Annotated in this window: 25 protein-coding genes; 14 read left to right on the top strand and 11 right to left on the bottom strand. The window is 62.1% G+C overall.

Annotated features, from left to right (window positions below; all coding sequences use genetic code 11):
* Positions 1 to 102: 102 nt before the first annotated feature.
* The 3 genes from alkB to VNC39_RS08945 form a co-directional block, all read right to left on the bottom strand.
* A complete protein-coding gene (gene alkB, locus VNC39_RS08955) occupies positions 103 to 726 on the bottom strand; it encodes a DNA oxidative demethylase AlkB (RefSeq protein WP_325398322.1) in 624 nt (207 codons plus the stop codon).
* Positions 723 to 1,538 carry a PhzF family phenazine biosynthesis protein gene (locus VNC39_RS08950; protein WP_325398320.1) on the bottom strand — a complete coding sequence of 272 codons (816 nt, stop codon included), beginning with the start codon at positions 1,536 to 1,538 and terminating at the stop codon, positions 723 to 725. The genes alkB and VNC39_RS08950 overlap by 4 nt, the downstream gene beginning before the upstream one ends.
* 178 nt (positions 1,539 to 1,716) lie before the next feature.
* Positions 1,717 to 2,052: a (2Fe-2S) ferredoxin domain-containing protein gene (locus tag VNC39_RS08945; protein ID WP_413788786.1), complete on the bottom strand. Its 336-nt coding sequence runs from the start codon at positions 2,050 to 2,052 to the stop codon at positions 1,717 to 1,719.
* A 61-nt stretch (positions 2,053 to 2,113) separates the two neighbouring features.
* On the opposite strand from VNC39_RS08945, the gene VNC39_RS08940 reads away from it, so the two are divergent.
* Positions 2,114 to 4,099 (top strand): thioredoxin domain-containing protein, encoded by a 1,986-nt coding sequence (locus VNC39_RS08940; RefSeq protein WP_325398318.1) that lies wholly within the window; start codon positions 2,114 to 2,116, stop codon positions 4,097 to 4,099.
* Between the two features lie 178 nt (positions 4,100 to 4,277).
* On the opposite strand, the gene VNC39_RS08935 is transcribed toward VNC39_RS08940, so the two are convergent.
* The 4 genes from VNC39_RS08935 to VNC39_RS08920 all read right to left on the bottom strand — a co-directional run bounded on the left by VNC39_RS08935 (position 4,278) and on the right by VNC39_RS08920 (position 8,264).
* The gene (locus VNC39_RS08935; protein WP_325398316.1) at positions 4,278 to 5,624 is read right to left on the bottom strand and encodes an MFS transporter; all 1,347 of its coding nucleotides are present in this window, start codon (positions 5,622 to 5,624) and stop codon (positions 4,278 to 4,280) included.
* A 150-nt stretch (positions 5,625 to 5,774) separates the two neighbouring features.
* A complete protein-coding gene (locus VNC39_RS08930) occupies positions 5,775 to 6,710 on the bottom strand; it encodes a glutamate cyclase domain-containing protein (protein WP_325398314.1) in 936 nt (311 codons plus the stop codon).
* A 58-nt stretch (positions 6,711 to 6,768) separates the two neighbouring features.
* Positions 6,769 to 7,863, bottom strand: coding sequence for an alanine racemase (locus VNC39_RS08925; protein WP_325398312.1), 1,095 nt, complete (start codon positions 7,861 to 7,863; stop codon positions 6,769 to 6,771).
* Complete coding sequence (locus tag VNC39_RS08920) at positions 7,860 to 8,264, bottom strand: RidA family protein (protein ID WP_325398310.1); 405 nt, start codon at positions 8,262 to 8,264, stop codon at positions 7,860 to 7,862. The genes VNC39_RS08925 and VNC39_RS08920 overlap by 4 nt, the downstream gene beginning before the upstream one ends.
* Positions 8,265 to 8,572: 308 nt before the next feature.
* On the opposite strand from VNC39_RS08920, the gene VNC39_RS08915 reads away from it, so the two are divergent.
* Entirely contained in the window at positions 8,573 to 9,976 is a 1,404-nt protein-coding gene (locus VNC39_RS08915; RefSeq protein WP_325398308.1) for a PLP-dependent aminotransferase family protein, read from the top strand.
* 84 nt (positions 9,977 to 10,060) lie between these two features.
* On the opposite strand, the gene VNC39_RS08910 is transcribed toward VNC39_RS08915, so the two are convergent.
* Positions 10,061 to 10,774, bottom strand: a complete 714-nt coding sequence (locus tag VNC39_RS08910; RefSeq protein ID WP_325398306.1) for a DJ-1/PfpI family protein — start codon at positions 10,772 to 10,774, stop codon at positions 10,061 to 10,063.
* 757 nt (positions 10,775 to 11,531) lie between these two features.
* On the opposite strand from VNC39_RS08910, the gene VNC39_RS08905 reads away from it, so the two are divergent.
* From VNC39_RS08905 to VNC39_RS08850, 12 genes are read left to right on the top strand one after another with little or no spacing between them, the layout of a single operon-like run.
* Positions 11,532 to 13,139 (top strand): ABC transporter substrate-binding protein, encoded by a 1,608-nt coding sequence (locus VNC39_RS08905; protein ID WP_325398304.1) that lies wholly within the window; start codon positions 11,532 to 11,534, stop codon positions 13,137 to 13,139.
* Positions 13,140 to 13,166: 27 nt separating this feature from the next.
* The gene (locus tag VNC39_RS08900; protein WP_325398302.1) at positions 13,167 to 14,099 is read left to right on the top strand and encodes an ABC transporter permease; all 933 of its coding nucleotides are present in this window, start codon (positions 13,167 to 13,169) and stop codon (positions 14,097 to 14,099) included.
* A gap of 22 nt (positions 14,100 to 14,121) precedes the next feature.
* Complete coding sequence (locus tag VNC39_RS08895; RefSeq protein ID WP_325398300.1) at positions 14,122 to 14,970, top strand: ABC transporter permease; 849 nt, start codon at positions 14,122 to 14,124, stop codon at positions 14,968 to 14,970.
* Complete coding sequence (locus VNC39_RS08890; RefSeq protein WP_325398298.1) at positions 14,967 to 16,037, top strand: ABC transporter ATP-binding protein; 1,071 nt, start codon at positions 14,967 to 14,969, stop codon at positions 16,035 to 16,037. The genes VNC39_RS08895 and VNC39_RS08890 overlap by 4 nt, the downstream gene beginning before the upstream one ends.
* Positions 16,034 to 17,065 (top strand): ABC transporter ATP-binding protein, encoded by a 1,032-nt coding sequence (locus VNC39_RS08885; RefSeq protein ID WP_325398296.1) that lies wholly within the window; start codon positions 16,034 to 16,036, stop codon positions 17,063 to 17,065. Before VNC39_RS08890 ends, VNC39_RS08885 begins: the two co-directional genes overlap by 4 nt.
* Complete coding sequence (locus VNC39_RS08880; protein WP_325398294.1) at positions 17,062 to 18,063, top strand: asparaginase; 1,002 nt, start codon at positions 17,062 to 17,064, stop codon at positions 18,061 to 18,063. The genes VNC39_RS08885 and VNC39_RS08880 overlap by 4 nt, the downstream gene beginning before the upstream one ends.
* A gap of 11 nt (positions 18,064 to 18,074) precedes the next feature.
* Positions 18,075 to 18,257, top strand: coding sequence for a hypothetical protein (locus VNC39_RS08875; protein WP_325398292.1), 183 nt, complete (start codon positions 18,075 to 18,077; stop codon positions 18,255 to 18,257).
* Entirely contained in the window at positions 18,254 to 19,642 is a 1,389-nt protein-coding gene (locus VNC39_RS08870) for an amidase (protein WP_325398290.1), read from the top strand. Before VNC39_RS08875 ends, VNC39_RS08870 begins: the two co-directional genes overlap by 4 nt.
* Entirely contained in the window at positions 19,639 to 19,833 is a 195-nt protein-coding gene (locus VNC39_RS08865) for a hypothetical protein (protein WP_325398288.1), read from the top strand. Before VNC39_RS08870 ends, VNC39_RS08865 begins: the two co-directional genes overlap by 4 nt.
* Positions 19,830 to 21,230 carry an amidase gene (locus VNC39_RS08860; protein ID WP_325398286.1) on the top strand — a complete coding sequence of 467 codons (1,401 nt, stop codon included), beginning with the start codon at positions 19,830 to 19,832 and terminating at the stop codon, positions 21,228 to 21,230. The genes VNC39_RS08865 and VNC39_RS08860 overlap by 4 nt, the downstream gene beginning before the upstream one ends.
* Positions 21,231 to 21,270: 40 nt before the next feature.
* Positions 21,271 to 22,539: an amidase gene (locus VNC39_RS08855; protein WP_325398284.1), complete on the top strand. Its 1,269-nt coding sequence runs from the start codon at positions 21,271 to 21,273 to the stop codon at positions 22,537 to 22,539.
* Positions 22,540 to 22,563: 24 nt separating this feature from the next.
* Positions 22,564 to 23,676: a M20/M25/M40 family metallo-hydrolase gene (locus tag VNC39_RS08850; RefSeq protein WP_325398282.1), complete on the top strand. Its 1,113-nt coding sequence runs from the start codon at positions 22,564 to 22,566 to the stop codon at positions 23,674 to 23,676.
* A gap of 147 nt (positions 23,677 to 23,823) precedes the next feature.
* Here VNC39_RS08850 and VNC39_RS08845 read toward each other — a convergent pair whose 3' ends face one another.
* The 3 genes from VNC39_RS08845 to VNC39_RS08835 form a co-directional block, all read right to left on the bottom strand.
* A complete protein-coding gene (locus VNC39_RS08845) occupies positions 23,824 to 24,117 on the bottom strand; it encodes an addiction module antidote protein (protein WP_325398280.1) in 294 nt (97 codons plus the stop codon).
* Positions 24,118 to 24,120: 3 nt separating this feature from the next.
* Positions 24,121 to 24,417: a type II toxin-antitoxin system RelE/ParE family toxin gene (locus VNC39_RS08840; protein ID WP_325398278.1), complete on the bottom strand. Its 297-nt coding sequence runs from the start codon at positions 24,415 to 24,417 to the stop codon at positions 24,121 to 24,123.
* A 180-nt stretch (positions 24,418 to 24,597) separates the two neighbouring features.
* Entirely contained in the window at positions 24,598 to 26,076 is a 1,479-nt protein-coding gene (locus VNC39_RS08835; protein ID WP_325398276.1) for a SulP family inorganic anion transporter, read from the bottom strand.
* Between the last annotated feature and the right edge of the window lie 11 nt (positions 26,077 to 26,087).

The following is a 26,087-nucleotide window of genomic DNA, read 5'->3' as shown; positions in this document are numbered from 1 at the left end:
TTCGGTTTTTCGGCTCCGAGCTAACTCCCCTCTCAAATTATGGGGTCAGGGGCCTTCCGGCCCCTGCGGGGTCAAGGGGCGGAGCCCCTTGCCTTGCCTAGCCTACATCGCCCTCCGAAACGTCAAATTGATCCGCGCGCGTCCTGTTAGCGGATGCTCCCCTTCCTTCAGCGGCGCAATTCCGTGAAAATACAGCCGGGCCGAGCCACCCCAGACCAGCACGTCGCCGTTTTCTAACAGGATGCGGTTGGTTTTGTCGGTGCGGGCGGGGCCGCCCCATAGAAACATGGCGGGCAGGCCGAGCGAGACGGAAACGATGGGGGCGGTGAAATCGCGTTCGTTGCGGTCCTGGTGCAAGCTCATCCGCGCGCCGGGGGCGTAGCGGTTGATCAGGCAGGCATCGGGCGTGAAGTTTGTGAAGCCGCCGCGCGCGGCCGCGTTTTGGGCGAGGTCCAGGAAGATTTTTGGCATGGGCGGCCAGGGCTGGCCGGTTTCCGGGTCGGTTTCGGTGTAGCGGTAGCCGCTGAGGTCGGTGACCCAGCCGGCGGCGCCGCAATTGGTCATGCCGACGGACATCTTCTTGCCCCAGGGCGTCACCATCTGCCGGAATGGCGCAGCGGCGGCGATGGTCTGCACGGCTTCCCATAATTGCCCGGCGGTGCCGGCGGCGAGGCCGGGCAGGCAGGTCAGGCCCTCGAATTGTTCCGGGAAAAGATCCGGCGTCACATCACCACGTCGCCGGTGATGCAGGTCACGCAATCCCCGCCCACCCAGATATCGGCGCCCTCCTGTTCGAGATAGATGCGTCCGGCCCGGCCCAGGGCCGTGCCTTGGGCGGCGGTGTAGCGCGCCGGGGCGCGGCCGGTGCCGATCAGCCACCGCGCCAAGCCGGCATTCAGGCTGCCGGTCACCGGGTCTTCGCCGAGGCCGGGCACGAAGCCGCGCACCTCGAAATCGGTTTCACCCTGGGCCGGCCCCACCGCGCCGATTTTCATCTCGCCCATGGCGGCAAAATCGGGCTGGAGCGCCAAAACTTCCTCGCGGCTCGCGAACAGAGCGGCGATCCAGGCGGGTTTTTGGGACACGTGCTGGGCGACGAGAATGGCGGCCGGGTCGACGCGCAGGCTGGCGGCGACCCGTGCAAGGGTCGCCGCGTCGACCTCAACCAGCGTGGCCGGCGGCGCGGCGAACGCCAGGCGGCCCTCTTTACGGCGGACGCGGATCAGCCCGATTTCGCATTGCTGCACGATCTCCGCGCCTTTCGGCCGGCCGCCGGCGGCGAGCCAGGCATGGCAGGCGCCGAGCGTCGGGTGCCCGGCGAAGGGCAGCTCGTCGGTGGGCGTAAAAATCCGCACCCGATAGTCGGCCTTGCCATCGGTCGGCTGGAGCAGAAACGCGGTTTCGCTGAGATTGGTCCAGTTCGCGAACGCCGCCATCTGCGCGTCGCTCAGCGCATCCGCGCCATGCACTACGGCAAGCGGATTGCCCTTGTACGGGACCGCGGTGAACACATCGACCTGGGAGAATTTATATTGCATGGGCGGCAGTTTAGCGCAGCGTGCCGCCAAGGGAAGAAAGGGGCCGCTTTTTTGAAAAAAGCGGCGCAAAAAACTTTTATTGACGCTGGGTCGTGGGCTGTGTCGGCGACAACGCCCATGGCCCGGAATAATAAAAGTTTTTTGCTTCTTTTTTTCAAAAAAGAAGCGCTTCCTTGCCTTACGGCAGCATCAGCTCCGCCACGCGCCCGCCTTCCTTCAGATGTTTTTCCAGCACCTCGTCCACGGCGGCGAAGGAATCCAGCCGGTACCACACGCCTTCGGGGTAGAACACGGCGCAGGGGCCCAGTTCGCAGCGGTCCAGGCAGCCGGCCTGGTTCACGCGCACGTTTTTAATGCCAAGCTCCTTCACCCGCGCTTTCATATAGTCGCGGATTTTTTCCGACCCTTTGGAGGCGCAGCAGCCGCGCTCATGCCCTTCCGGGCGGCGGTTGCAGCACATGAAGATGTGGGTGGAAAAATACGGCGCCGGGTCCGTCTGTCGTCTTTCGCCCAAAGCTGTTACTCCCAGAACTCGGTCTTATCTAAGGTCGATCATCATCAGCGGGAAGCCAGAGATGCCGAACATGTTGAGCGAGGCGTCCTCGCCGTATTTGCTGCAGCACAAGGACAACCCGGTGCATTGGCAGGTCTGGGGGCCTGAGGCCCTGGCCGAGGCGAAGGCGCGCAACGTGCCGATTCTGCTCTCCATCGGCTATGCCGCCTGCCATTGGTGCCATGTGATGGCGCATGAGAGCTTCGAGGACGGCCAAGTCGCTGCGCTGATGAACGCGCATTACGTGAGCATTAAGGTCGACCGCGAGGAGCGGCCGGACATCGACCAGATCTACATGACGGCGCTGCATGCGATGGGCGAGCAGGGCGGCTGGCCGCTCACGATGTTTTTGACCCCGGACGGCGCGCCGTTCTGGGGCGGCACCTATTTTCCGCCCGTGCCCCGTTTCGGCCGGCCGAGCTTCACGCAGGTACTGCAGGCGCTGGCCAAGGCGTGGGAGATCGACCGGGCGCGGATCGACGAGACGGTGGTGGAGATGACCCGGGCGCTGGCCGCCAGCGCGGCGGCCCGGCCGGGCGACGCGCCGGGGCCGCAGGTGCTGGACGAGGTTCGCGGGCGGCTGCTGCATGGCGTGGACTGGACGCGCGGCGGGCTGAACGGCGCGCCGAAATTCCCCAACGCGCCGATTTTCCGCTTCCTGTGGCAGGAGGCGTTCCGCACCGGTGACGCCAAGGCGGCCGACGCGGTGGATCTGCTGCTGACCGCGATGAGCCAGGGCGGCATTCATGACCATCTCGGCGGCGGCTATGCGCGTTACGCGACCGATGAGAACTGGCTGATCCCGCATTTCGAGAAGATGCTCTACGACAATGCGTTGATCCTCGATTTGCTGGCCCTGGTCTATGCAAGGACCAAAAACCCGCTTTACGCCGCGCGGGCGCGGGAGATGGTGGGCTGGCTTGAGCGCGACATGCGCGAGGAAGGCGCCTTCGCCGCCTCGGAGGATGCCGACAGCGAGGGCGTGGAGGGCAAGTTCTATGTCTGGGAAGCCGGCGAAATCGCCGGCATTCTCGGGCTGGAGGAAACGGCGTTCTTTGGCCGCCATTACGACCTCCCGGCGCATGGCAATTGGGAAGAGCGCATCATTCTGGAGCGCAAGACCCCCTTTTCCGATCCCGCCACCGAGGCACGGCTGGCGGCGGCGCGGCACAGGCTTTTGCAGCGGCGCAGCACGCGCATCCGGCCGGCGCGCGACGATAAAATTCTCGCCGACTGGAACGCCCTGACCATCGCCGCTCTGGCGCGGGCCGCTGCGGTGTTCGAGGAGCCCGCCTGGCTCGAATTGGCGGCGCAAAATTTTGATTTTCTACGCGACCGGCTGGGCCAGGCGGATGGCCGCATCGCCCATGCCTACCGCGCCGGGAAAATCTCCGCGGCGGGGCTGCTGGACGACCAGGCTTCGATGATCCGCGCCGGGCTGGCGCTTTATGAGCAGAGCGGCGACGAGTCCTGCCTGCGGCAGGCGCTGCACATCCTGCACGCCGCCGAGGCGCATTTTGCTGATGGCGCGGGCGCGTTCTTCATGGTGGCGGACGATGCGGCGGATGTTCCGGGCCCAAAGGCGCGGCATGTCACGGATGGCCCGACCCCGTCCGGCATCGGGCTGATGGCGGAGAATTATGCGCGCCTGTACCACCTCACCGGCGATGCTTCCTACCGCGCCAGGGCGGAAGCGCTGCTGGCCGCGTTCGGCGGCCGGACGGCCATGCTGGGGGCCTCGCCGGTGCTGCTCGCGGCGGCGGACATGCTGGAAAACGCTGTCTGCGTGGTGGTGACCGGCGGCGACAAAGCTCTGGCCCAGGCCGCGCTCGCCGCGCCCGACCCGGCAATGGTGGTGCTGCAAGCCGCCGGCGGCGCGCTGCCGCCCTTCCATCCGGCGGCAGAAAAAGCCACGGACCGGGCGGCGGCTTATGTCTGCCAGGGCGGCGTGTGCGCTTTGCCGGTGACCACGGTGGAGGCGCTACGCGGTTTGTTGCGCAAAGGCTAAGGGAAGGAAGCGCTACTTTTTGTGAACAAAAAGTAGCAAAAAAACTTTGTTATGCTGGGCCTGAGGCTGTGTCAGGGCCAACGCCCATGGCCCAGCGTAAACAAAAGTTTTTGCGCCGCTTTTTTCAAAAAGCGGCTTCTTTCTTGGCTGCCGGGCATGCCATTAGCAGCGGGGGAGATCAAATCGCATCGTTTTTTCCGAAGACCAAGCGTTTGCTCCCCTCTGCGGTTCGGAAGACCGCCGAGGCCACACAGGCTGACAATAACGGCCCCATGGCCAATGCCAGCAGCCCGAGGCTGAAATCACCCGTCGACTGTTTGATCCAGCCGACGATAAGCGGGCCGACATAGCCACTCAACGCCCCGACCGAGTTGATGATCGCCAGCCCGGGCGCCGCCCCGGGGCCGGCCAGCAGGGTCGGCGCCCAGCCCCAGAAGGTTGCGATCAGCGCGTAGATGCCAACGCTCGCGAAACACAGCGCCGCCATCGTCACGACCGGATTGTGTAGAACGACGCAGACCGCTAGGCCGGCGGCGGCACAAAAAGCCGCGACCACAATGTGGCCGACTCGTTTGCCGGTTCGGTCGGCACTTCGGGTCCAAAGAATCATACTGGCAGATGCGAAGATAGACGGAATCGCCGCAATGAACCCGGTTTCCAGATTGCTGACACCGAACGCTTTGACGATCTGCGGTAGCCACAGGGTCAGGCCATAATTGGCGATATTGGCGCCAAAGCAAATAGCGCTGAGCGCCCATATTTGTGGTTTGGCGAAGGCCCGCCCGATCGAAAGGAAGTCTTTTTTCTCCCCAGCGCGCCGCTCGTCTTCCATCCGGGCGCCAAGCCACTCCCGCTCCGGGGGAGGCAGCCATGCCGCATCTTTGGGGCGATCTGTTAGATAGCGGAGCACGACGAAACCGAGCATGACGGCCGGGGCCGCCTCGATGATGAACAGCCATTGCCAGCCCTGCAGCCCGAGGCCACCATTGAGACCGAGGAGCAAACCGGACAATGGCGTGCCAATGATCCCCGCGATCGGCATCGCCGCCATGAACATGCCGGTGATGCGCGCGCGATAGGCGGCCGGAAACCACCAGGACAGATACAGAACCAAGCCGGGGAAAAATCCGGCTTCGGCGGCGCCAAGAAGAAACCGCACGACCAGAAACGAGTGCGGGCCAATGACGAACGCCGTGGCGCCTGAAACCAAACCCCAGCTTATCATGATACGCGCGATCCACACGCGCGCACCAAGCTTTTGCATCATCAGATTGCTCGGAACCTCGAACAGGAAGTAACCGAGAAAGTAGATGCTGGCGCCCGCTCCGTAAGCGATAGGCGAAAGACCTATGCTCTTGTTCATCGCGATCGCCGCCATGCCGACATTGATGCGGTCTAGATACGAAACAAAGTAGCAGAGAATCAAAAAGGGAATGATCCGACGCATGACCTTAGCCATCGTCGATTGCTCAGTATGTCTTACTTCTGGAGTATTATTATCTCCATGTACATCGATCACGTTCACACGTCTCTCCTATAGAATCAAAGGTTAGGATTGAGAAAATCATTTTTTTAAATTTTTTGTGGCGTGTGCCGTGTGCTGGATAGAAGGCTTTGGAATTAGCGAAGGTTAGCGAAGGTTTTAGAAAATGGCAGATTTATTTGAAAAGAGAAGTTATTTGACCACGATTGACCTCAATGCACTGATCACCTCTGCATGCTGTTCGACCGACAGGCGGTCCACGCTGAGCTGAGGCTTGCCAGGGCGATCAGGCCGGCTGTCGTCCACTGCCTGCCCAATCAGAACGGCAGCTTCAAGAAACTGGCGATCCATCTCTGGCGTGAAATACTGAAGCAGATCAGTGGCACGTTTCGGGCAAAGCGCAGCCATTGCGGCCAGCAATCCATAGGCACCCCAGTTCGAAACGCCTGCGACGATGAGGTGATCGGTGCGCGTTTTCGCCGCGATCAATCCTCCATTCGGAATATCGTTGGCGACGATCTCTGGCGGCAACCCGCCCATGCCGATTTCGTTACCTCCATCGCCGATCCCGATGGTCGTCCACGGAGAGGTCCACCCTTCGTCGTCAAAGAGCAGATCAAGGGGGGCGGTTTCGGCCGTCATGTCCCATCCGTGCTCTCTATGGGGCTTACCATCGACGCCCGGTGCCACACGTTCAATGGCAATGAGATGAGTCATTGGCCGCGCCGCCTGAGAGAGCCTATTTCGCAGCTGATATACGGCATCTCTCGTCGTGGACACGATCTCCAGCTCAACCGCACCAGGTACCGCGGTACTCATTGCCCAGACCGCTTTAGCACAGGGCGCATCCGAAATCAGGGTTGTCGGAATACCAGCATTCAATAGTCCAGCTGCTAAATGTGCAGCGCCCCCAAGGCCATCGGTTTCCGGAGAGGGCGGTTCAGCGTGGCGAATAAAGAATCCCGTGACGATGCCGACATGCGGTTTGGACGCGCCGGTTATCGACCGTGCGGCGCGCTCGACGCCGCCTCTGGCAAAGGCCACCATGCGGCCGATATCCCGGCCAACATTTCGTCCGATAACATCTTCGATTTGCTCTATAACAAGAGAGGTCGTACCGTCATTCATTCGTATTTTTCCACTCCTCGTTGCTTGCCGTTTCGGACGCAGGTTGCGCCGTCGGACGTTATCTTCTGCTGGCAAGTTGGGAACGGCGCTCCCACTTGCCGTCAACCGTCAAAACCAGCGCCTCGTCATAGAGGTAGGCCGTCGTGCAAGCATGCCGGGGCATCAGGAGCACCCGGTCTCCCACGGCAAGCGTCCGGGATTCGACGACGGTATGTTCCTCATTCATCAGGAGGATCCTGCCATCCCAACGAAATCGCTCGGCAACTGGCTTGTCGGGCGCGATGGCCTTGGCCCCGGCATCAAGGGTCGCCGTGCCATTCCTGGTGGAAACCACCGTCGCGAGGACGAACGCGCTTGGCGCCCAGCCGGCGGAGCGGAGCTCTCGATCGTGCTGATCGCTGGAATAGGTCCAACTGCCCGACGAAACATAGGCCGCTGCGTCCTCGGACCAGAACTCAAACGTGTAGCTGGTACCCGCGACAACGTCGGAGGGGATTCCTTCGGCTTTCAGCTGGCGCCGCAAAACGTTGATGGCCTCGACAAGAACGTCGACCTGCCGTTGCCGGACGTTACGATCGAGGTCCTTGACGTTGCCGTCGTAGACGTGCCAGCCAGCGAAACAACCTTCGTGATGCAGGCGACGAGCGAGATCCAGGGCCATGCTTCCGATCGGCACGCCCGTTCGCCCCATGCCGGGATCGAGATCGACACGAAAAGCCAGATTCACCGGTCGGTCGTGCTGCAATGCCGCCGCCCAAGCTTCTACGCCCGCCGCGGAATCAACGAGTCCCACAAGCCGGGCACCAGGATATCGACGTGCATCGGCGATGAAGCGCGCTATATTGGCGGGGTTGACGGTCGGATAGGCCCACAGGACCATCCGCATCCCGGCGGCGAGCGCAAGCTCAGCTTCCGCAGGCGTGGCGACCTTGCAGCCTGTCACACCTTCGGCGACCAGCCATTCCGTGAGCCAGGGCGCCCGGTGGGTTTTCAAATGCGGCAGAAACCGCGCCGCGGACCCACTCGCCGCAATCGCCGCCGCAAGGTTGCGGCGAACAACTTCCTCTATGACCAGGAAGGCCGGGGTCGGTGTATCACGCGGCACCGAGGCTTCGAGTCCGCCTGTGGGCACGCGGTCGGATGCCGGCATCATGCCTCCCGCTCGGTCCGTGATGTTGCGGTACCGACGAAGGCGATGACGTCGATTTCGACCAGCACACCGTTCAGCACACTCCCCACGGTCGTTCTGACGGGCGGATTATCAGGGAAATATCCGGCATAAGTGGCGTCAAACCGCGGCGCATCGCTCAGATTGGCCAAATGGACCGTCGCTTTGACCACTTGGGAGAGCGTCGCCCCGGCCTCCTCCAGCACCACCCTGAGATTTTCGATGGTCGCCGCGGTCTGCTCCTCGATCGTTGCGCCGACAACCCGGCGCTCAGCATCACGTGGGGTCTGCCCGGCGACGAAGACAAAGTCGCCGGCTCGGATGCTCGGAGAATAATGGCCACCGGTTGACCGCTTTCGGACGGCCGTGTCGACATCAGCCTGCATGATCTGCCCCCCAACATATTGTACTGACAAAAGTGTCAGAAATTTTGTAAAATTCGGTACAAAGCAAAGACGCAATGAATTATGTACGCATACATTGTAACAGGCAAGACGAAATTATTTGAATGACTCGAAAAAATGCGTCCGCCGTTTCCAACGATCGCCGCGATCCCCAGGGCAAGCCAGGCGATCAATCGATCGTCCGCCCTCAGCGTGATCCCTATTGTAATGGTTCATTGTATCTTGTGAACACGAATCCGTGACGGTACGGTACAGTTGGCGCACGGCGACGAGAAAATGAGGATGACACGGTGACTTGGGAACCGAACCTGGAGGGGGCGACTGGTCCGATATACGAGCGCATCGCCAATGCGATGGTCGCTGACATCCATAACGGCACGCTACAGCCTGGCGACCGGCTTCCGGGGCATCGTGAGCTGGCCGCAAAACTCGGCATCACGGTCAGTACGGTCTCCCGCGCTTTTCGCGAGGTGATCCAGCAGAACCTGATCGATGCGGGCACCCGCCGCGGGACGCATGTGCGCGCCGATATCGGCGTGGCGACGTCGAACAAGCCTGGTGGGCTGCGCGAAGGGGCCTCGGATGAGGGCCGGCCGGTCGATCTGCGCGGCCACCGGGCGCCGCTGGCGACGTGGGCCGCGGCACTACGATGCGCAATGAGCGATTGCGCGCAGGACGAAGAGTTTGGCGCGTCCCTCGACTACGTCTATGGCGGCGGCCACCTGCGTCACCGCGAGGCAGGCGCCGCATGGTTCGGCATCACGTCCGGTAGCGCGCCGGAACCCGACCGGGTGTTCATTTGCAACGGGGCTCAGCATGCCCTGTTTTGCGCCCTGCTCGCGTTATGCGATCACGGTGATGCTGTTGCCACCGAACGGCTGACCTATACGAGCTTCAAGGCGGCGACCCCCCTGCTCGGACTGCGCCTGGCGCCGATCGACATTGACGAGCATGGGTTGCTTCCGGACTCTTTTGAAGCAGCGTGTACGGCGCAGCGGATCAAGGCGCTGGTATGCGTACCCAATCTGCAGAACCCGACCACTGCAACGCTGCCTGAGGAGCGCCGCCACGCAATTGTGGAAATTGCACGCCGCCACAATGTCTCTATCATCGAAGACGATGTTTACAGGGGTCTCATCGATACCAAGCTTCCGCCGCTGGTGAGCCTGGCGCCGGAGCGCGTGATCCGATTGACCGGCCTATCGAAAACCTTAGGCCCGGGACTCCGCATCGGCTATCTCGACGTGCCGGCTTCAATGACCGGCAAGATCGCTGCGGCACTGCACGGCACGAGCTGGATGGCATCGTCGCTGCCGGCAGATGTCGCAACCAAGATGATCTGCAACGGCACGGCGGGGCGGATCCTTCACGAGAACCGCGCTGAACTCGCGCAGCGCAATGCGATCCTCGGGCAAATCTTGGGCCGCCAAAAGATCCATACGGCGCCGTATGCCCCGCACGCGTGGCTCGAACTGCCCGAACCATGGACAAAGGACGAATTTACCCGATGGAGCCGCGGCAACGGCATCCTTGTCCTGCCCTCTGATGCCTTCGCGGTCGGGCGAGAGAATGCCGATCACGCTGTGCGCCTGAGCGTTGCTGCCGCGGTCGACCAAGACGCGCTCGCGAATGCGGCGCGGAAGATCGCCAACGCGCTGATCGATCATACGCCGTTCGTGGAAATCATGGCGTAGGTGTTGGAGCCCCAAACAGGAGAGGTAGGCAGCCGCCCCGTGTCTTGAGGGGCGAATTTGCAGATCGTCGTCCGTTCCTTCCGCTTATCGAACTTCAGTCGGGTGAGAGGGGGCCAGGCGCTGGGCGACCTGTTCGGTAACAGCGCGCCGGGATGCGATAAACGGCGCGATCTTGGTGCTCACCTGTTCAAGGATCGCGTGAGGGGCTGTGCGCGGCGACCCGGCATGAAACGGAGGCTGCGGATCATATTCAAGCTGAAGCTGGATCTCTTGAGCCGTTTCAGGGCCGGCAAGCTCGGCAGCCACCGCCAGGGCAAAATCAATGCCCGAGGTTACGCCCGCACCCGTTAGCCGGTTGCGGTCACGCACAACCCGATCGTTAACAGGTATCGCCCCGAGTAAACTCAATTGATCGATGGAGGACCAATGGCAGGTTGCGCGGTATCCCGACAGAAGCCCCGCTGCAGCCAATACCAACGAGCCGGTACAGACCGAAGTGACGAACCGGCAGGTCGGCGCGATCCGACGGAGGAAGTCCAGTGTCTCATCATCCGTCATAAGTTCAATTTGCCCAGGACCACCAGGAACGCAGATGACATCGAGTGTCGGGCACGCGCTGAATTCTGTCGTGGGCAGGATCGATAACCCTCTATCGGATGTCACCGGTTCCAATGTCTTCCACAAAAGCTGGAGATTGGCCCCTGGAATCCGGGCAAAAACTTCGGCCGGTCCCGTTAGGTCCAATTGCGTGAGTCCGGGAAAAAGAACGAGCCCGATATTGATGGTGGAAGCGCTCAACGTTACCCCCAATGTCTTGACGATGGTGATATCCTAGGCAGTCCGAAATCAATTGCCAGCCGGCCTCTTGCGCATCGCTCAGGAAGGCCGGCAGCAATAGCGGATCGGTGCCTTTTGCGCGGCGAGCATTTTGTGGACGGCATCCACGGTCACCGGCAATTCCGCTTCCGCGCGCCAATGTTTGAACAAGTGAGGCACATCGGCGTGCGCCGTCGTAAGACGCCATTAAGACTGAAAAAATGCAAAGCTCTCCTTCCTGGGGGGTGGCAGACGTCAAAGGCGACCACGGCTTTCGATTCGGTATACGCGTGGCAGTGAGATAGATATCGCTGAAAAAACGGGCGTCAAGCGTATTCCGATGGGATAGCGTGAGATGAAATGACAAATTATCATCAAAAAAAGATCAATTTTTGTCTGATCCGATAAAACTAACGCCAAACATAGCTCTGAAAGGCAATTTTTTATTCACGCGTATCTTGCGCTCGTGCTGGACGATGTCAGGTTAGGGACTGATAAAGCTTCGCGATCTCTCGGCACCCGTAACGATGAAGGTCAAACCGAACTTGAAGAGTCCTCGCAAAATGGACGCCGATGAGCACGCTTTGGCATTCGAGCTCGCAAGTCATTTTGCTCCTGCGGGAGGCACCCGTGCGAGGTACCGGCCGCACCAAGGATGTTAGAAATACAGGCAACGAGCCGTCCGTTTGACGCAATGTTTTCTGGATAATGTTTGATACGAAGAAAAGGCGGCAGATCTATGAAATCCGACTCCTTCTCGTCTAACCATCGCTGGCTGCGTACGCTCTTGCTGTTATCGGTGGCGGTGTCTGCGGCCGATGTCTCAGTTGCCCATGCCCAAGGCGTGCTGAAAATCGGCATGACCGCTTCTGACCTGCCGATCACCACGGGTAATCCCGACCAGGGTTTTGAGGGATACCGTTTCGTAGGTTACAATCTCTACGACTCGCTTGTCGAATGGGATCTTTCGAGCGCGACCAAGCCCTCTGTCCTTGTTCCTGGCCTTGCAACATCCTGGCATGTCGATCCCAACGACAACAAACGCTGGATCTTTAATCTCCGTCAGGGGGTCAAGTGGGATGACGGGTGCCCGTTCGTCGCCAGTGATGTGGTGTGGAATCTGGCGCATCTAACCGACCCAAAATCAGCGCAATATTATGCGGCGGAGGCCGCGCAAGCATCGTCCTATCTCACGAATTATGCTTCGTCGGAGGCGATCGACGATCACACGGTGGCGATTACGACGAAGCGCGTCGATTCCCTGTTCCCGTACGAAATCAGCTACATTCTGCTCGTCAGCCCCTGCCGTGCAAAGGCCCTGAATTATAACTGGCAAGATTTTGCAAATCATCCGTCGGGCACAGGACCCTACCTTTTCTCGAGAGAAATTCCGCATCAGGAAATGGATCTCGTTCCGAACAAGAATTATTGGAACAAGGCCCGCATTCCCAAGCAGGATAAGGTCGAGCTGTTCCCGATGCCAGACCCCGCGACCCGCACCGCCGCGCTCCTGAGCGGCCAGGTGAACTGGATCGAAGCGCCGGATCCGGATTCCGCAAGGCGCCTCAAGGCTGCCGGCATGCAGATCATCACCAATACCTATCCCCATAACTGGGATTACCAGCTCAACTTCGTGAAGAGCCCGTTCACGGATATCCGTGTGCGACAAGCCGCGAACTATGCCATCAATCGCGCTGACATGAAGGCCCTGCTGGACGGTATGATGATCGAAGGCTATTCGACCGTCCCTCCGAGCACGCCGTATTACGGGCACCCTGTCGAATATAAATTCGACCCGGCCAAGGCGACGGCATTGCTGAAGCAGGCGGGATGCTATCCTTGCAATGTGGTCTTTGGCATCTCCAGTTCCGGCTCGGGGCAGATGCAATCTCTCTCCATGAATGAACTCGTGAAAGAGCAGCTCGATGCCGTCGGCTTCAATGTGAAGCTCGACACCATGGATTGGAATCAGTTGCTCGCCGTGGGGCGCAACGGTGTGGACAAATATCCCAACTTGAGCGCGATCAATATCAGCCACCAGAGTCAGGATCCGTTTGATGCGTTAATCCGCCTTGTCTCCACATCTCAATGGGCGCCGCATGGCAGCAATTGGGGCCACTATTCGAACAAGGATGCCGACGCGTTGATAACCCAGATCTATGGCGAATTCGACGCGCAGAAACGCACGGCGCTCCTGGCCAAACTCAATGAGTTGATGAACGTCCAGGCCATGCAGATTTTTGTGGCCTATGACGTGAACCCCCGTGCATTGTCGCCGAACGTCCATGGGTTTGTGCAGGCGCAGAGTTGGTTTCAAGACATCACATCTGTGACGATCAGCCCGTAATCGGTTATGCTTGGAATTTTCAGGCGCTTGGCGCTGGCTTTTCCGATTGCCGTTGGCGTTAGCGTCGTCTGCTTTGCTTTGGTCTATATTGCGCCGGGCGATCCTCTGGAGACCGTGGTTCCCTCCGACGCAACGGCCGCCACGATCGCCGTCATCAAACACGCTTACGGCTTCGATAAGCCGCTCGCAATACAGTATCTGATCTGGCTCGGTCGCGTGCTGCATGGCAATCTCGGGATTTCGATCGCGACCAATCGTCCGGTTTCTCTGGAGGTCGGCGAGGCGCTCGTGAACACGTTGCGGCTTGTCGCGCTTGCCATGCCGGCCGCGCTCATCATCGGTTATGCGATGGGGGTCGCGGCCGCCCGCTATCCGGGCCGCATGCTTGATCGGATCGTGTCCGGATTGGCCATGTTCGGCATCAGCCTGCCGAATTACTGGGTCGGGGTGGTGCTGGTGATCGTCTTCGCCGTGCAATGGCCGCTGCTGCCGGCAACGGGCATGGCCCCGATCGCGCCCGGTTCGATCGGCATGTTCAATTGGTCCGACCTGCGCTTCATGATTTTGCCGGCGATCAGCCTGGCGCTGATCCCAACCGGGATTATTGCGCGCAGCACACGGGCTGCGGTGCTCGACGTGCTTTCGCAAGACTTCGTGCTGACGTTGCGCGCAAAGGGGTTGGACGAGGAGGCAATCACCCGCCACGTGCTTCGTAACGCGCTGCCGCAAGTGATCGCGGTGGTCGCGCTGCAGTTCGGCTACCTGATGGGGGGCTCGATCCTGGTGGAAACCGTGTTCAGTTGGCCGGGTACCGGATATCTGCTCGGGTACGCGATTCAGAACCGGGATGTTCCCTTGCTGCAGGGAATCGTTCTGGTGCTTTCGATGATTTTCGTGGTCACCAACCTTATCGCCGATCTGCTTCAGGTCCGCGTCGATCCGCGCCTTCGCCGTGGTTGAGGTTATTTCAATTCCGGCCGGAATGCCCGCCAGCCATGGCTACTGGCTAGGCGTGTGGCGGAAGTTCTGCAAACATCCCGGTGCCTTGCTGGGAGCCTTCCTGCTTTTGTGCATCGTCCTCGCCGCGGTCCTGGCACCTTGGGTCGCGCCATTCGATCCGAACCAGGGCGGCATCATCCTGCGTCTCAAGCCGTTTGGCTATGACGGGCATCTCCTTGGCACCGATGAGCTTGGTCGCGATATGCTGAGCCGTCTCATTTACGGGGCGCGGGTTTCCCTCGCGATGGGCGTGGCGCCGGTGGTCGGTGCGACCATTATTGGCGGCGGCCTTGGCATTGTTGCCGGGTTTTACGGCAAGATCGCGAACGGGATCGTCATGCGGGTGATGGACGTGTTCTATGCTTTCCCGTCCGTGCTGCTCGCGGTCGCGATCGCGGGGGCGATGGGCGGCGGGTTAATTGACGGCATGGTGGCGCTGACGCTCGTCTTCATCCCGCCAATGTGCCGTGTGGCGGAAACCGCCACGGCACAAGTTCGGCGGCTCGATTTCATAGAGGCCGCGCGGGCCACGGGGGCGGGCGGCTGGGCCATCATCCGCTACCATGTCATCGGCAACGTGCTAGGCCCCATTCTGGTCTATGCTTCGAGCCTCGTGAGCGTCAGCATGCTGCTATCCGCGGGCCTCTCCTTTCTCGGCCTCAGCGTTCAGCCACCGACCCCTGATTGGGGCTTGATGCTCAGCACGCTAGTGCAGTCGATTTACGTGGTGCCCTGGGTTTGTGCCCTTCCAGGTGCTGCGATCTTCATCACCTCCGTTTCGTTCAGCCTGCTCAGCAATGGGCTTGGCGAGGCGATGGATGTCCGCCGATGAGCTCAATCCTCGCGCAACCCCCTTCGGATTTCGAAGGCCCGCTGCTGCCGTTGCTATTGGTCCGAGATCTGAAGAAGCATTTCCTTTTGCGCGGCAGCGGCAAGCTTGGCGCGCGCGTGCATGCGGTGGACGGTGTCTCCTTCAGCATCGCGAAGGGGGAAACGCTCGGGATCGTGGGCGAATCCGGTTGCGGAAAATCCACGCTCGCGCGTTTGCTCATGCATCTCATGCCCTGTGACGAAGGAGATTTTACGTTCGATGGCGAGGCGGTGAATGGCGCGCAAGGCATCGGCGTCGCCTCTCTTCGGCGCCAGATGCAGATGGTGTTCCAGGATAGCAGCGCCTCGCTCAACCCGCGCCTGCCGGTACAGGACAGCATCGCCTTCGGTCCCCGCATGCAGGGCAAGGGGCGGCGCGAAGCGCTGACGGTTGCGCGCGAGGCCCTGCGGCAAGTCAATCTCGATCCGGATCTGGTCGGGGGACGCTTTCCGCACGAACTGTCAGGCGGCCAGAAGCAGCGCGTGAACATCGCCCGTGCCCTCGCGATCGGCCCCCGCATGGTGATCCTGGACGAGGCAGTGTCCGCCCTCGACAAATCCGTGCAGGCACAAGTGCTCAATCTGCTGGTGCGGCTCCGCGCCGAGCTGGGACTGGCCTTTCTTTTCATCAGCCACGATCTGAGCGTCGTGCGCTATATCAGCCATCGCGTGCTGGTGATGTATCTTGGTCAGGTGGTGGAGGTGGGGCCCGCTTCAGCCCTGTTTGCCGCACCGCTTCATCCCTATACGCGCGCGCTTTTGGCCTCACGGCCGTCGATGGATCCGGCGCGGCGGATCGAGAGCCTGCCGGTGACAGGCGAGCCCCCGAACCCGGTCGATCTGCCGCCGGGTTGCCGGTTCGCGCCGCGCTGCCGTTTTGCCGAGGCCGTGTGCACCGCCAAAATGCCGATGCTTGTCACCAGACCGCCGGACGAGGGCCTGCGCCACGAGGCTGCGTGCTTTATCCATGATCCGGAATCCGGGCACAGCCTGGCAGGCACGGGCTTGTCATGGGAAACATTGACATGACTGGGCCGAAGAGCCCGCCTAACGCGGATCCCATCGCACGGCTTGAAGACCTCACGGTGCAGTTCACGGCTGGCGGCCCCCCGGTGCGCGCGGTGAATGGTGTGAGCCTTTCCCTCGCGCAAAGCGAGATCCTTTGCATCATCGGTGAATCCGGCAGCGGCAAGAGCGTGACGCTGCGCGCGCTGATGCGCCTGTTGCCCGAACGCCGGACGAAACTCACGGGCAAGATCGAGATCGATGGCCAAAATGTCCTCTCGCTCACGCCGCGCGCGCTGCGCAACCTGCGGGGCGGTGTCGTCTCCATGGTGTTTCAAGAGCCGATGACGGCTCTGGATCCGGTCTATACGGTGGGCGCGCAAATTGCGGAGACGGTGCGCCGGCATAAGGGAGGAACGGCGCAAGCGGCGCGGGCGCGCGCGCTGGAGCTGCTCGAACTCGTGGGCGTGCCGTCCGCGAAGCGCAGGCTCGATGCCTACCCGCACGAACTTTCGGGCGGGCTGCGCCAGCGTGCGATGATCGCACTGGCCCTCTCTTGCGGGCCCAGATTGCTGCTCGCGGACGAGCCGACCACGGCGCTTGACGCGACGGTGCAGATCCAGGTGCTTCTGCTGCTGCGCAGGCTTCGCGACGAGTTCGGCATGGCCATCATTTTTGTGACTCATGACCTCGGCGTGGCGGCGCAAATCGCCGATCGGATTGCCGTGATGTATGCCGGCCGTATCGTGGAGGAAGGTCCGGTTGCCGAAGTTCTGGGGAATCCGCTGCATCCGTACACGAGGGGCTTACTCGCCTCGGACGTGGATAGCGTGCCGGCGGGCGAACCGATCGCCGCGATCGCCGGCGCGCCCCCCGATTTGCGCGCGCTGCCGCCGGGCTGCAGCTTCGCGCCGCGTTGCCATTTGGCGGTTGACGCTTGCGTTGAGGCCGTGCCCGGCATTTGGCGGCGGGATGAACATCATATGGCCCGTTGCATCAGGGCGGAAGCACGTGCGGAACTCCCGCACGAAGAAGGAGTTTATGACGCATGACATCCAAGCCAAAGGTAGCCTTCATTGGTACGGGTGGCACCATTGCGTCCATCGGCACCGGCCCGCTCGACATCCTTGATTACGGCGCGAATGAGACGGTGCTTCATGCGGACATGCTGGCGGCGCGCGTCCCGGAGCTCGCCCTCGTCGCCGATGTACGTCCCGTACCGTTTCGCAACGTGCCGAGCCATCACATTTTCTTTCCCGATTGGAAGGAGCTGGTCTGGCTGTGCGAGCGGCTGGCGACCGAAGAGCCTGACCTTGCGGGCATCGTCATTGGTCATGGTACGGCCTCGCTCGAGGAGACGGCGTGGTTTCTCAGCCTGACGCTGAAAATCCCGTTGCCGGTCGTGTTGGTGGGGGCACAGCGTCCGGCGAGCGCACTTTCGACGGATGCCAACATGAACCTCTTGAACGCGGTGCGCGTCGCGGCCTCGCCCGCGGCGCGCGGGCTCGGTGTGCTTGCCGTGCTGAACGACGAGATCCATGCGGCGCGGGAGGTCACGAAAACCTCGACATTCCGCCTGCAGACATTCCGTTCTCCGGATTTCGGCGCGCTCGGCCATGCGGACGGCGATGCGGTGACGTTCTATCGCCGGCCGGTTCGCAAAACCGCGCCGGACACTGAATTCGATGTGCGGTTTCTCGATGCGCTGCCGCGCGTGGACATCGCTTATGCCTATACCGGTAGCGACGGCGCGGCGGTGCGCGCCTTCGTCGATGCCGGGGCCCGGGGAATCGTCTCGGCGGGCTTCGCGCCAGGCTTTCCGGGCGTCGCGGATGAGGCTGTCCTTCGCGACGCTGTGGCAAAGGGCGTGATTGTGGTGCAGTCCACCCGCGCGGGTTCCGGACGTACCTTCGCGGGCACGAGGGCAACGAAGAACGGTTTTCTGATTGCTGACAACCTCAACCCGCAAAAGGCGCGTCTCTTGCTCGCGCTGGCGCTCACGGTGACCAGTGACCCGGCTGAGATCCGGCGTATCTTTGCGACATACTGAGGGGAATTTTCATGGAAGCGATATCCGAGGCGGATTTTGCGGCGTTGCTGCGTCATGCGGGGCTCAATCCGGCGCCTGAAACGATCAAGGAAATGCACCGCGTCTATCCGCGTCTGGCGGCGATGCTCCTTCGGAACCGCGGCGAGCGGGAAAGAGCCGCGGAACCTGCGCTCACTTTCGAGGTGTTGCCATGATTCCGACCATTGCCGAGGCGGCGCGGCAGTTCGAGACACGCGCCCTTTCACCTGTCGAGCTGACGAAAGCCTGCCTTGCCCGTATCGAGGCGTGCGATGGCGCGATCAACGCCTTCCTGTTGCGCACCGAGGAGCGCGCGCTTGCGGACGCCAAAGCCGCCGAACAGCGGATGATGAGCGGGGCACGCCGCGGGAAGCTCGATGGCATTCCGATCGCGCATAAGGATATTTACAACACGGCCGGCATCCGTACCACCGCACATTCGCGATTGCTCGCCGACAACGTGCCGACACAGGATGCGACGACCGTGCGCAAATTGGCCGAGGCCGGCACGGTCATGCTCGGCAAGCTTGCGACCCACGAATTTGCCTGGGGTGGTCCATCCTTCGACTTGCCGTGGCCGCCCGCGCGAAACCCGTGGAACACAGACCATTTTACGGGCGGATCATCCAGCGGCACAGGCGCCGCGCTTGCGGCTGGCATGATCCTGGGCGGGACAGGCACGGACACGGCGGGCTCCATCCGCAACCCGGCGGGGCTTTGCGGGGTGGTCGGTATCAAACCCACTTATGGACTATGCAGCCGCGGCGGAATCCTGCCGCTTGCCCACACGCTCGATCATGCGGGCCCGCTGGCCTGGACGGTCGAGGATTGCGCGCTGCTGCTCCAGGCCATGGCCGGATACGATCAGGCCGATCCGGCGAGCGCCAACCGCAAGGTGCCCGATTTTTCCGCTAAGCTCGGCGCCGGCGCGCAAGGGCTGCGCGTTGGTGTGGTACGCCATTTCCACGAGCGTGACGTGGCGGTGAGCGATGCCACGACGAGGGGAATCGAGGAGACGCTCGGTCTTCTTCAGGGCCTTGGTGCAACCATCAGAGATGTCACGTTGTCTCCGCTCGCCGATTACAACGCGTGCGGCTACGTGATCATGTCCGCCGAGGCGTTCGCGATCCATCAGCGTTGGATGCTGACCGTACCGGGGCAATATGGCGCGCTTCTGCGGGATCGGCTGGCGCTCGGCGGTCTGATCGGCGGGGCCGATTACGTGCAGGCGCAACGCCGCCGTCGGGAACTCGCAGCCGAGATGAAGGCCGCGATGGAGGAGATAGATATCCTGCTCTGCGCCTGTCAGCCCGGAGAGGCGGCGCGGATCGACGCGGCGCCAAAATGGTCCGGGCTCGAAACCGAGGGTTTTACCTTGCCGTTCAATGTCAGCGGCTACCCTGCCATATCCATGCGTGCGGGATTTGGCACGGGCGGCCTGCCGGTCAGCGTGCAACTCGCGGCAAAGCCATTTGACGAGGCGACGCTATTTCAAATCGCGCATGCGCTCGAGCAGGCAAGCGATTGGCACAACCGTCGGCCGTCCATGAGGCGGGCATGAGCGAAGGGGACGAGGAGGATTTCCGCTCCGCCCTTCGCCGCGCCGGGATCACGGTGCAAGCTGAGCGGTATGACGTGATGCTGGCGGCGTACCGGGACTTCCAGGCGCTCATGGCGTGTTTGGACGAGCCCTTTGCCTATGCGGTGGAACCGGCCTGTACGCTGCAGCTTCTGCCTTTGGTCGCGCGATGAGCACGCTGCCCGCCCGTCTGCCCACACTTGCCGAAGCCAGCGCGGCCATCGCGGCGGGCGCAACCTCTCCGGTGATCCTGACCGAGGCGGCTATCGCGCGGGCCGAAGCGTTGCAACCGACGCTTTCCGCCTTCATCACACTGGCGGGGGATCGTGCTCGGGAGGCGGCAAGACGCGCGGAGGCGGAGATCGCCGCCGGGCGTAAGCGGGGGCCATTACACGGCATCCCCTATGCGCTGAAGGATATCTACGACGTGGCAGGTTTGCCGACGACAGCTCATTCCCGCCTGCTGCGGAACAACGTGGCAGGTGAGGATGCGGAGACCACCGCGCGGCTTGAAGCCGCCGGCATGATTCTCATCGGCAAACTCGCCACTCATGAATTCGCGACCGGCGGCCCAGCCTGGGACACGGAATGGCCGCCGGCGCTCAATCCCTGGAATCTCGATCATTTTCCGGGTGGTTCCAGCTCAGGCTCCGGTGCGGCTGTCGCCGCAGGAATTGTCCCAATGGCGCTTGGGACAGATACGTCCGGTTCCATTCGGCTGCCCGCAGCCTATTGCGGCGTTGCCGGGCTGAAACCAACCTATGGGCGGGTGAGCCGGCGGGGCGTCGTACCGCTCAGCTTCAGCCTCGATCATTGCGGTCCGCTTGCCGCGACGGTGCAAGATTGCGCGCTTGTGATGCAGGCACTCGCGGGGCACGATCCGCGGGATCCCGGCGCGGCGGACCAGCCGGTGCCCGATTATTCCGCGACGCTGAAAAACGGTGTGCATGGGCTCAGGATCGGCTATGCCAAAGCGTTCAACGCCGATGCCGGCGTTGATGCCGTGCAAAGCGCGGCTTTGGACGAGGCCGCACGCGTTTTCGAACGGCTTGGGGCAGTCGTCGAGGAGGTCGCTCTGCCGCCGATCTCACTGTTCAATGCCTGCACGCGCGCAATCTCTCATGGCGAGAGCTTTGCGATCCACCAGAAGGATCTGCGTGAGCGACCGGAGCTTTATGCGCGCGTGACGCGCGAGCGGTTGATGATGGGGGCGTTCGTGTCCTCCACCCAATATGTGCAGGCGCAGCGCCTGCGCCGCAGACTCACGGAAGCGGTGGACGCCGTGTTTGAAAAACACGATCTGCTGCTGACCGCGACGATACCGGGCGCCGCGCCGCGCATGGACGAAATGGAGACCGGTCCCTGGCGGCGCAACCAGCAGCCTATCACGGCGGTGTTCAATGTGACGGGTCATCCGGCACTTTGTCAGCCCTGCGGCTTTTCGCAGAACGGCCTCCCGTTATCCCTGCAGCTCGCAGGGCGCAATTTCGATGAGGCCACCGTTTTACAGGCGGGTCATGCCTATGAGCAGGCGACCCCGTGGCTTGGCCGCCGGCCACCGCTCGGCTGAAAGGCTGACGCTAACATATTGTCTCGAGGAGAAACGAACCATGCAGGATCCGTCCCGCCTAACCGCCAGTGACGCGGCGCGCGCCATCCGCGAAGAGCGGCTTCATCCCCAAGCGCTGATGGAAGCTTGTGCCGCGCGAATTGCGGCGCGGGAGGGCACGGTGCGCGCCTTTGCCTGGTATGATGCCGCGCAAGCGATGCAGGCGGCCGCCGCTGCCCGGCCGGGCGCGCTACGGGGCCTGCCGGTCGGGGTCAAAGACGTGCTGGACACCGCCGATATGCCGACGGAATACGGCTCGCAGATCTGGCAAGGTTGGCAGCCGCGCGCGGACTCGGCCTGCGTTGCCGGCGCCCGTGCGGCCGGCGCGGTTATCATCGGCAAAACCGTCACCACGGAATTTGCCACGCGCAAGCCGGGCGCGACGACGAACCCTCATAATGTCGCGCATACGCCCGGCGGTTCGTCCAGCGGTTCGGCCGCGGGGGTTGCGGATTTCTTCTTTCCCCTCGCTTTTGCAACGCAGACCGGCGGCAGCATCATCCGTCCTGCCGCGTATTGCGGCGTGGTCGGATACAAGCCCAGCTATAACCTCATCCATCGCGGCGGCATGCGGGTGATGTCCGAAACGTTGGATACGATCGGTGTGATGTCACGCAGCGTGGCCGATTGCGCGCTTTTCGTGGGCGCTGTTGCCGGCATCGATCTTGGCGACCCGAACGAAAGACCGTCGCGCCTGCCGAGGGTCGGGATTTGCCGCTCGCCGAGCTGGGACCTCGCGGCGCCGGAGACCCAATCACTGCTCGAGCATGTCGCCACGCTTCTTGGGCGGAGCGGGGCGGTCTTGAGCGACCATATGTTATCGGCGCCGAGCGATGAACTGCAGGCTGCGCATAGGATCGTGATGCACCGGGAAAGTGCGCATGCCCTGGGCTGGGAGCGCGCTCATGCCCGGTCCGGCCTCAGCGCCGGGCTGTTGCAGAATATGGAAAGCGGGCTCGCGAAAACGCCCGGCGAAGTCGCCCGTGCCTACGAGGTTTTCGCCGCGGCCCAAGCCGCGTTTCCGGCCGGGATGGAGGGGCTCGATTTCCTCATCACCCCGTCGGCGCCAGGCGAAGCGCCGGCAGGCTTGGCCTCGACCGGCGAACATTCATTCAACTATATCTGGACCAGCTTGCATGTGCCTTGCGTGACGGTGCCAGCGGGAACGGGTCCAAGCGGCCTACCGTTGGGAATTCAGATCGTGGGCCGGGCGGGATCAGACAAAGCCACGCTCGCTTGGGCGCAATGGGTTGCGGCAGCGCTCGCGTAAGGGAAATTGCATATGCTTGCTGCCATGACTGACCGCGTCGCCGCGCTTACCACGCTGACCCGCGATCTCATTTCGATCGACAGTCGCAGTTTCGTCTCGAATCTTCCGATCGCGGAGCGCATCAGCGTCGAACTCGGTGATTTCGAAGTGGAAACGCTGGATTATGCGGATGCGGACGGCACCGCCAAGCGCGCGCTGGTGGCGCATCGCGGCGGCCCCGGGGGGATCGCCTTCTCCGGCCATATGGATACCGTCCCGGATACCGGCTGGCAGGAGGATCCATGGTCTGGCCGGAGCGATGCCGGGATGCTGCACGGGCTAGGTGCCACGGATATGAAGGGGCCGGTTGCCGCGGCCATTATGGCGGCCCGGGCGCTGCCGCTCGACGTGCCGGTCAGCCTGTTCATCACGACCGACGAGGAAACCACCAAGGCGGGCGCGCGTGAACTGGTGCAGCGCTCCGCGTTGGCGCGGGCCGCGAAACCCGCGATGATCCTGGTCGTCGAGCCGACGAACATGATTCCGGTGCGCGGCCATCGCAGCCACATCCTGTTTACCTGCGTCGCGACCGGCGTGCAGGCGCATAGCGCGACCGGGCTTGGCAGAAATGCCAACTGGGCACTGCTTCCGTTCCTGACGGAGATGCAAGCCCTCTTCGACCGGTTGCGTACGGTCCCGGCTCTGCAGGACCAGGATTACGATCCGGTGTTCAGCGATCTTAACCTAGTGCTCGACAACCATGGCGCGGCCATCAATGTCACCGTCCCGCAGGCGACCGCGCGCCTGAAATTTCGCTATTCGGCGAAAATCGATCCGGCCCCCGTGCTCGATGCGGTGTATGGCGCGGCGAAGCGCGCGGGCGTTGCGGTGAGCGAGACGCGCGAGGGCTCGCCGCCGGAACTACCAGCAGATCACCCCTTGGTGCGCCTATGCACGGACATCACCGGCAAACGTCCCGGCACCGTTCCCTTCGGCACGGACGCTTCCGTCTTACAGGCTTTGGCCCCCTGCGTGGTGATGGGGCCGGGCGATATGAGCGTCGCCCATGCGCCGGGGGAAGCGGTCTCGATTGCAGAACTGGATGCGGCGATCCCCGTGTTCACGCGCCTCGCCGAGGCGATTGCCGAACGAAGGTAAGCCTCACCATGGTCCTCGCCGGGTGGCGCCGGGAGCGATAGAAGTTCTGTCGCACTGTCTGGCGTACTTCCGCCGGAGTGGCCGTGTGTACGGCGTTAGAGGGTACCCATTCGTGGGATCTCTCTGCCGCCGCATGCCACGTGACGACTATGCGGCAGGGCGAAACCCAACGCGCAAGCCAAGAGCCTTGGCAACCTTCATCACGGTTGCGAGGGTTGGGTTGCCATCGCCGGACAGGGCCTTATTTAACCCTTCGCGGCTCATTCCAACGTCTCGCGCGAGTTGGCTCATGTTGCGCGCACGGGCTACAACGCCAAGCGCCCGCGCCAGGAAAGCCGGATCGTCCCCCTCTTCTGCGGCGGCCTCAAGATAGGCGGCAATATCTTCCTCGGTTTTGAGATAGTCGGCAGAATCGTAGTGGCTGAAAGTTTCGTTGTTCATATCTCAATCCTTCCAAAGTTCGGCCAAACCTTTGGCTTGCTCGATGTCGCGGGCTTGGGTGGATTTGTCGCCGCCGCAAAGCAGAACGATTACGATCTGTCCGCGCTGCATGTAATAAACCCTGTACCCCGGCCCGTAGTCGATCCGTATTTCGGATAGGCCGTTGCCGATTGGTTTCACGTCACCCGGATTGCCCGTAGCCAGGCGGTCAATCCGTGCCGCTATCTTGGCGACGGCACGCCGGTCTTTGAGTCGAGAAAACCAGGCATCAAATGTGCTACTCTTGATCAGCTCGACCATATGATAACTATAGTGCGCAATTCAAGGGTTGTAAACTATAGTACTCAGACCTCGGGCAATCCTTCCGTGGCCTAGAAAATTCACAAAATTCAAGAATTTTGTACCATACCGTCTCGTCGGACGCGGCTGCCCGGATAAGCAGACCCCGGGAGCCGACGTTCATCGAGCTCTGTGAGGTCTTCAGGTATCCGCCTGAATCAGAGGGCCATGCTGGTCAACGAGCGTCGCGCTCGCTTGGTTCAGCCCAATCAGCTCAACGCGTGTCCCGTGGCGGCGTATCTTAGTAACCACACTTTCCAGGGCGGCGACTGAGGTCACATCCCAGATATGGGCGTCATGGAGGTCGATGAGCACATTGGCCGCGGTGTCGCGAAGATCGAAGCTTTCAGCGAACATGTCGGCGCTCGCAAAAAACACCTGGCCACTCACGGTATAAGTCCGCGTGTCGGCAATCTCATTGTAGGTGCTCGTCACCGTCATCAAGCGCGTGACCTTGAAGGCGAAGAAGACGCCACTCAGAAGCACTCCGACCATGACACCGGCCGCGAGATCGCTGGTCGCCACCGTGACCACAACGGTCGCCAGCATCACAAGGCTGGAAACCTTGGGGTGGCGGGTAAGGTCACGCAACGAGGTCCACGAGAAGGTGCTGATCGAGACCATGATCATGATCGCCACGAGCGCGGCGACCGGAACGCGGGCCACCCAGGGCCGGAGCAGCACCATGAGTATGAGCAGGAACAGCCCGGCAACCAGCGTCGACAGCCTGCCGCGGCCGCCGTACCGGACATTGCCGACGGTCTGGCCGATCATCCCGCAGCCAGCGATACCGCCGAACAGCCCTGCGGCGACGTTGGCGAAACCAAGACCCGTGCATTCCCGCGCCTTCGAGCTCGTCGTGTCGGTGAGGTCATCCACCACAGTTGCCGTCATCATGGATTCCAGCAGGCCCACGACCGCCATTGCCAGGGCATAAGGGGCAACGATGCGTAGCGTCGTCCAATTCAGGGGCACATGCGGCAGGACTAGGCTGGGCAGCGACGACGGAAGCTTTCCAAGGTCAGCCACTGTATGCAGGGGCATTGGCACGAGAAAGCTGATGCCGGTGAGGATGATGATGCAGATGAGTGGAGAGGGAACTGCAGTGGTCAGGCGGGGCAAGAGATAAATTATGACGAGACCCACCGTGATCATCGCGTAGGTGTGCCAGGTCACCCCGAGCATCTGCGGCACCTGGGCTGAGAAAATGAGGATGGCCAGGGCATTGACGAAGCCCGTCCGGACCGAGCGGGAGACGAACCGCATCAGCACGTCGAGCCTCAGGAGGCCGAATACGATCTGGAAACCACCGGCCAGGAGGGTGGCGGCGAGCAGGTAGTCCAGGCCATGCGCCCGGACGAGTGCAGCGGCAACAAGCGCGACGGAGCCCGCAGCGCCGGAAATCATAGCGGGACGGCCACCTGTGAAGGAGATGACGATGCCGATGACGAAGGATGAGAAGAGGCCGACCTCCGGATCGACGCCTGCCACGAAGGAAAAGGCGATGACCTCCGGGATGAGGGCAAAGGTGCCAACCATCCCGGCGAGGACCTCGCGTCTAAGGTCGCCGAAGCTGGTGAACCACTCGGAGCGGTAGCGAGATAGGGATTGTGGGTTCATAATGGGTATCC

It is taken from the genome of Acidocella sp. (genome assembly GCF_035535915.1).
Lineage (GTDB): Bacteria > Pseudomonadota > Alphaproteobacteria > Acetobacterales > Acetobacteraceae > Acidocella.
This window is presented reverse-complemented; position numbering and strand designations above follow the sequence as displayed.

Coding starts and splice junctions, on each gene's coding strand:
- VNC39_RS08950 (WP_325398320.1), bottom strand. CDS start 1,538: ATGCAATATAAATTCTCCCAGGTCGATGTGTTCACCGCGGTCCCGTAC.
- VNC39_RS08940 (WP_325398318.1), top strand. CDS start 2,114: ATGCCGAACATGTTGAGCGAGGCGTCCTCGCCGTATTTGCTGCAGCAC.
- VNC39_RS08930 (WP_325398314.1), bottom strand. CDS start 6,710: ATGAATGACGGTACGACCTCTCTTGTTATAGAGCAAATCGAAGATGTT.
- VNC39_RS08925 (WP_325398312.1), bottom strand. CDS start 7,863: ATGATGCCGGCATCCGACCGCGTGCCCACAGGCGGACTCGAAGCCTCG.
- VNC39_RS08920 (WP_325398310.1), bottom strand. CDS start 8,264: ATGCAGGCTGATGTCGACACGGCCGTCCGAAAGCGGTCAACCGGTGGC.
- VNC39_RS08905 (WP_325398304.1), top strand. CDS start 11,532: ATGAAATCCGACTCCTTCTCGTCTAACCATCGCTGGCTGCGTACGCTC.
- VNC39_RS08895 (WP_325398300.1), top strand. CDS start 14,122: ATGCCCGCCAGCCATGGCTACTGGCTAGGCGTGTGGCGGAAGTTCTGC.
- VNC39_RS08890 (WP_325398298.1), top strand. CDS start 14,967: ATGAGCTCAATCCTCGCGCAACCCCCTTCGGATTTCGAAGGCCCGCTG.
- VNC39_RS08885 (WP_325398296.1), top strand. CDS start 16,034: ATGACTGGGCCGAAGAGCCCGCCTAACGCGGATCCCATCGCACGGCTT.
- VNC39_RS08880 (WP_325398294.1), top strand. CDS start 17,062: ATGACATCCAAGCCAAAGGTAGCCTTCATTGGTACGGGTGGCACCATT.
- VNC39_RS08875 (WP_325398292.1), top strand. CDS start 18,075: ATGGAAGCGATATCCGAGGCGGATTTTGCGGCGTTGCTGCGTCATGCG.
- VNC39_RS08870 (WP_325398290.1), top strand. CDS start 18,254: ATGATTCCGACCATTGCCGAGGCGGCGCGGCAGTTCGAGACACGCGCC.
- VNC39_RS08865 (WP_325398288.1), top strand. CDS start 19,639: ATGAGCGAAGGGGACGAGGAGGATTTCCGCTCCGCCCTTCGCCGCGCC.
- VNC39_RS08860 (WP_325398286.1), top strand. CDS start 19,830: ATGAGCACGCTGCCCGCCCGTCTGCCCACACTTGCCGAAGCCAGCGCG.
- VNC39_RS08855 (WP_325398284.1), top strand. CDS start 21,271: ATGCAGGATCCGTCCCGCCTAACCGCCAGTGACGCGGCGCGCGCCATC.
- VNC39_RS08850 (WP_325398282.1), top strand. CDS start 22,564: ATGACTGACCGCGTCGCCGCGCTTACCACGCTGACCCGCGATCTCATT.
- VNC39_RS08845 (WP_325398280.1), bottom strand. CDS start 24,117: ATGAACAACGAAACTTTCAGCCACTACGATTCTGCCGACTATCTCAAA.
- VNC39_RS08840 (WP_325398278.1), bottom strand. CDS start 24,417: ATGGTCGAGCTGATCAAGAGTAGCACATTTGATGCCTGGTTTTCTCGA.
- VNC39_RS08835 (WP_325398276.1), bottom strand. CDS start 26,076: ATGAACCCACAATCCCTATCTCGCTACCGCTCCGAGTGGTTCACCAGC.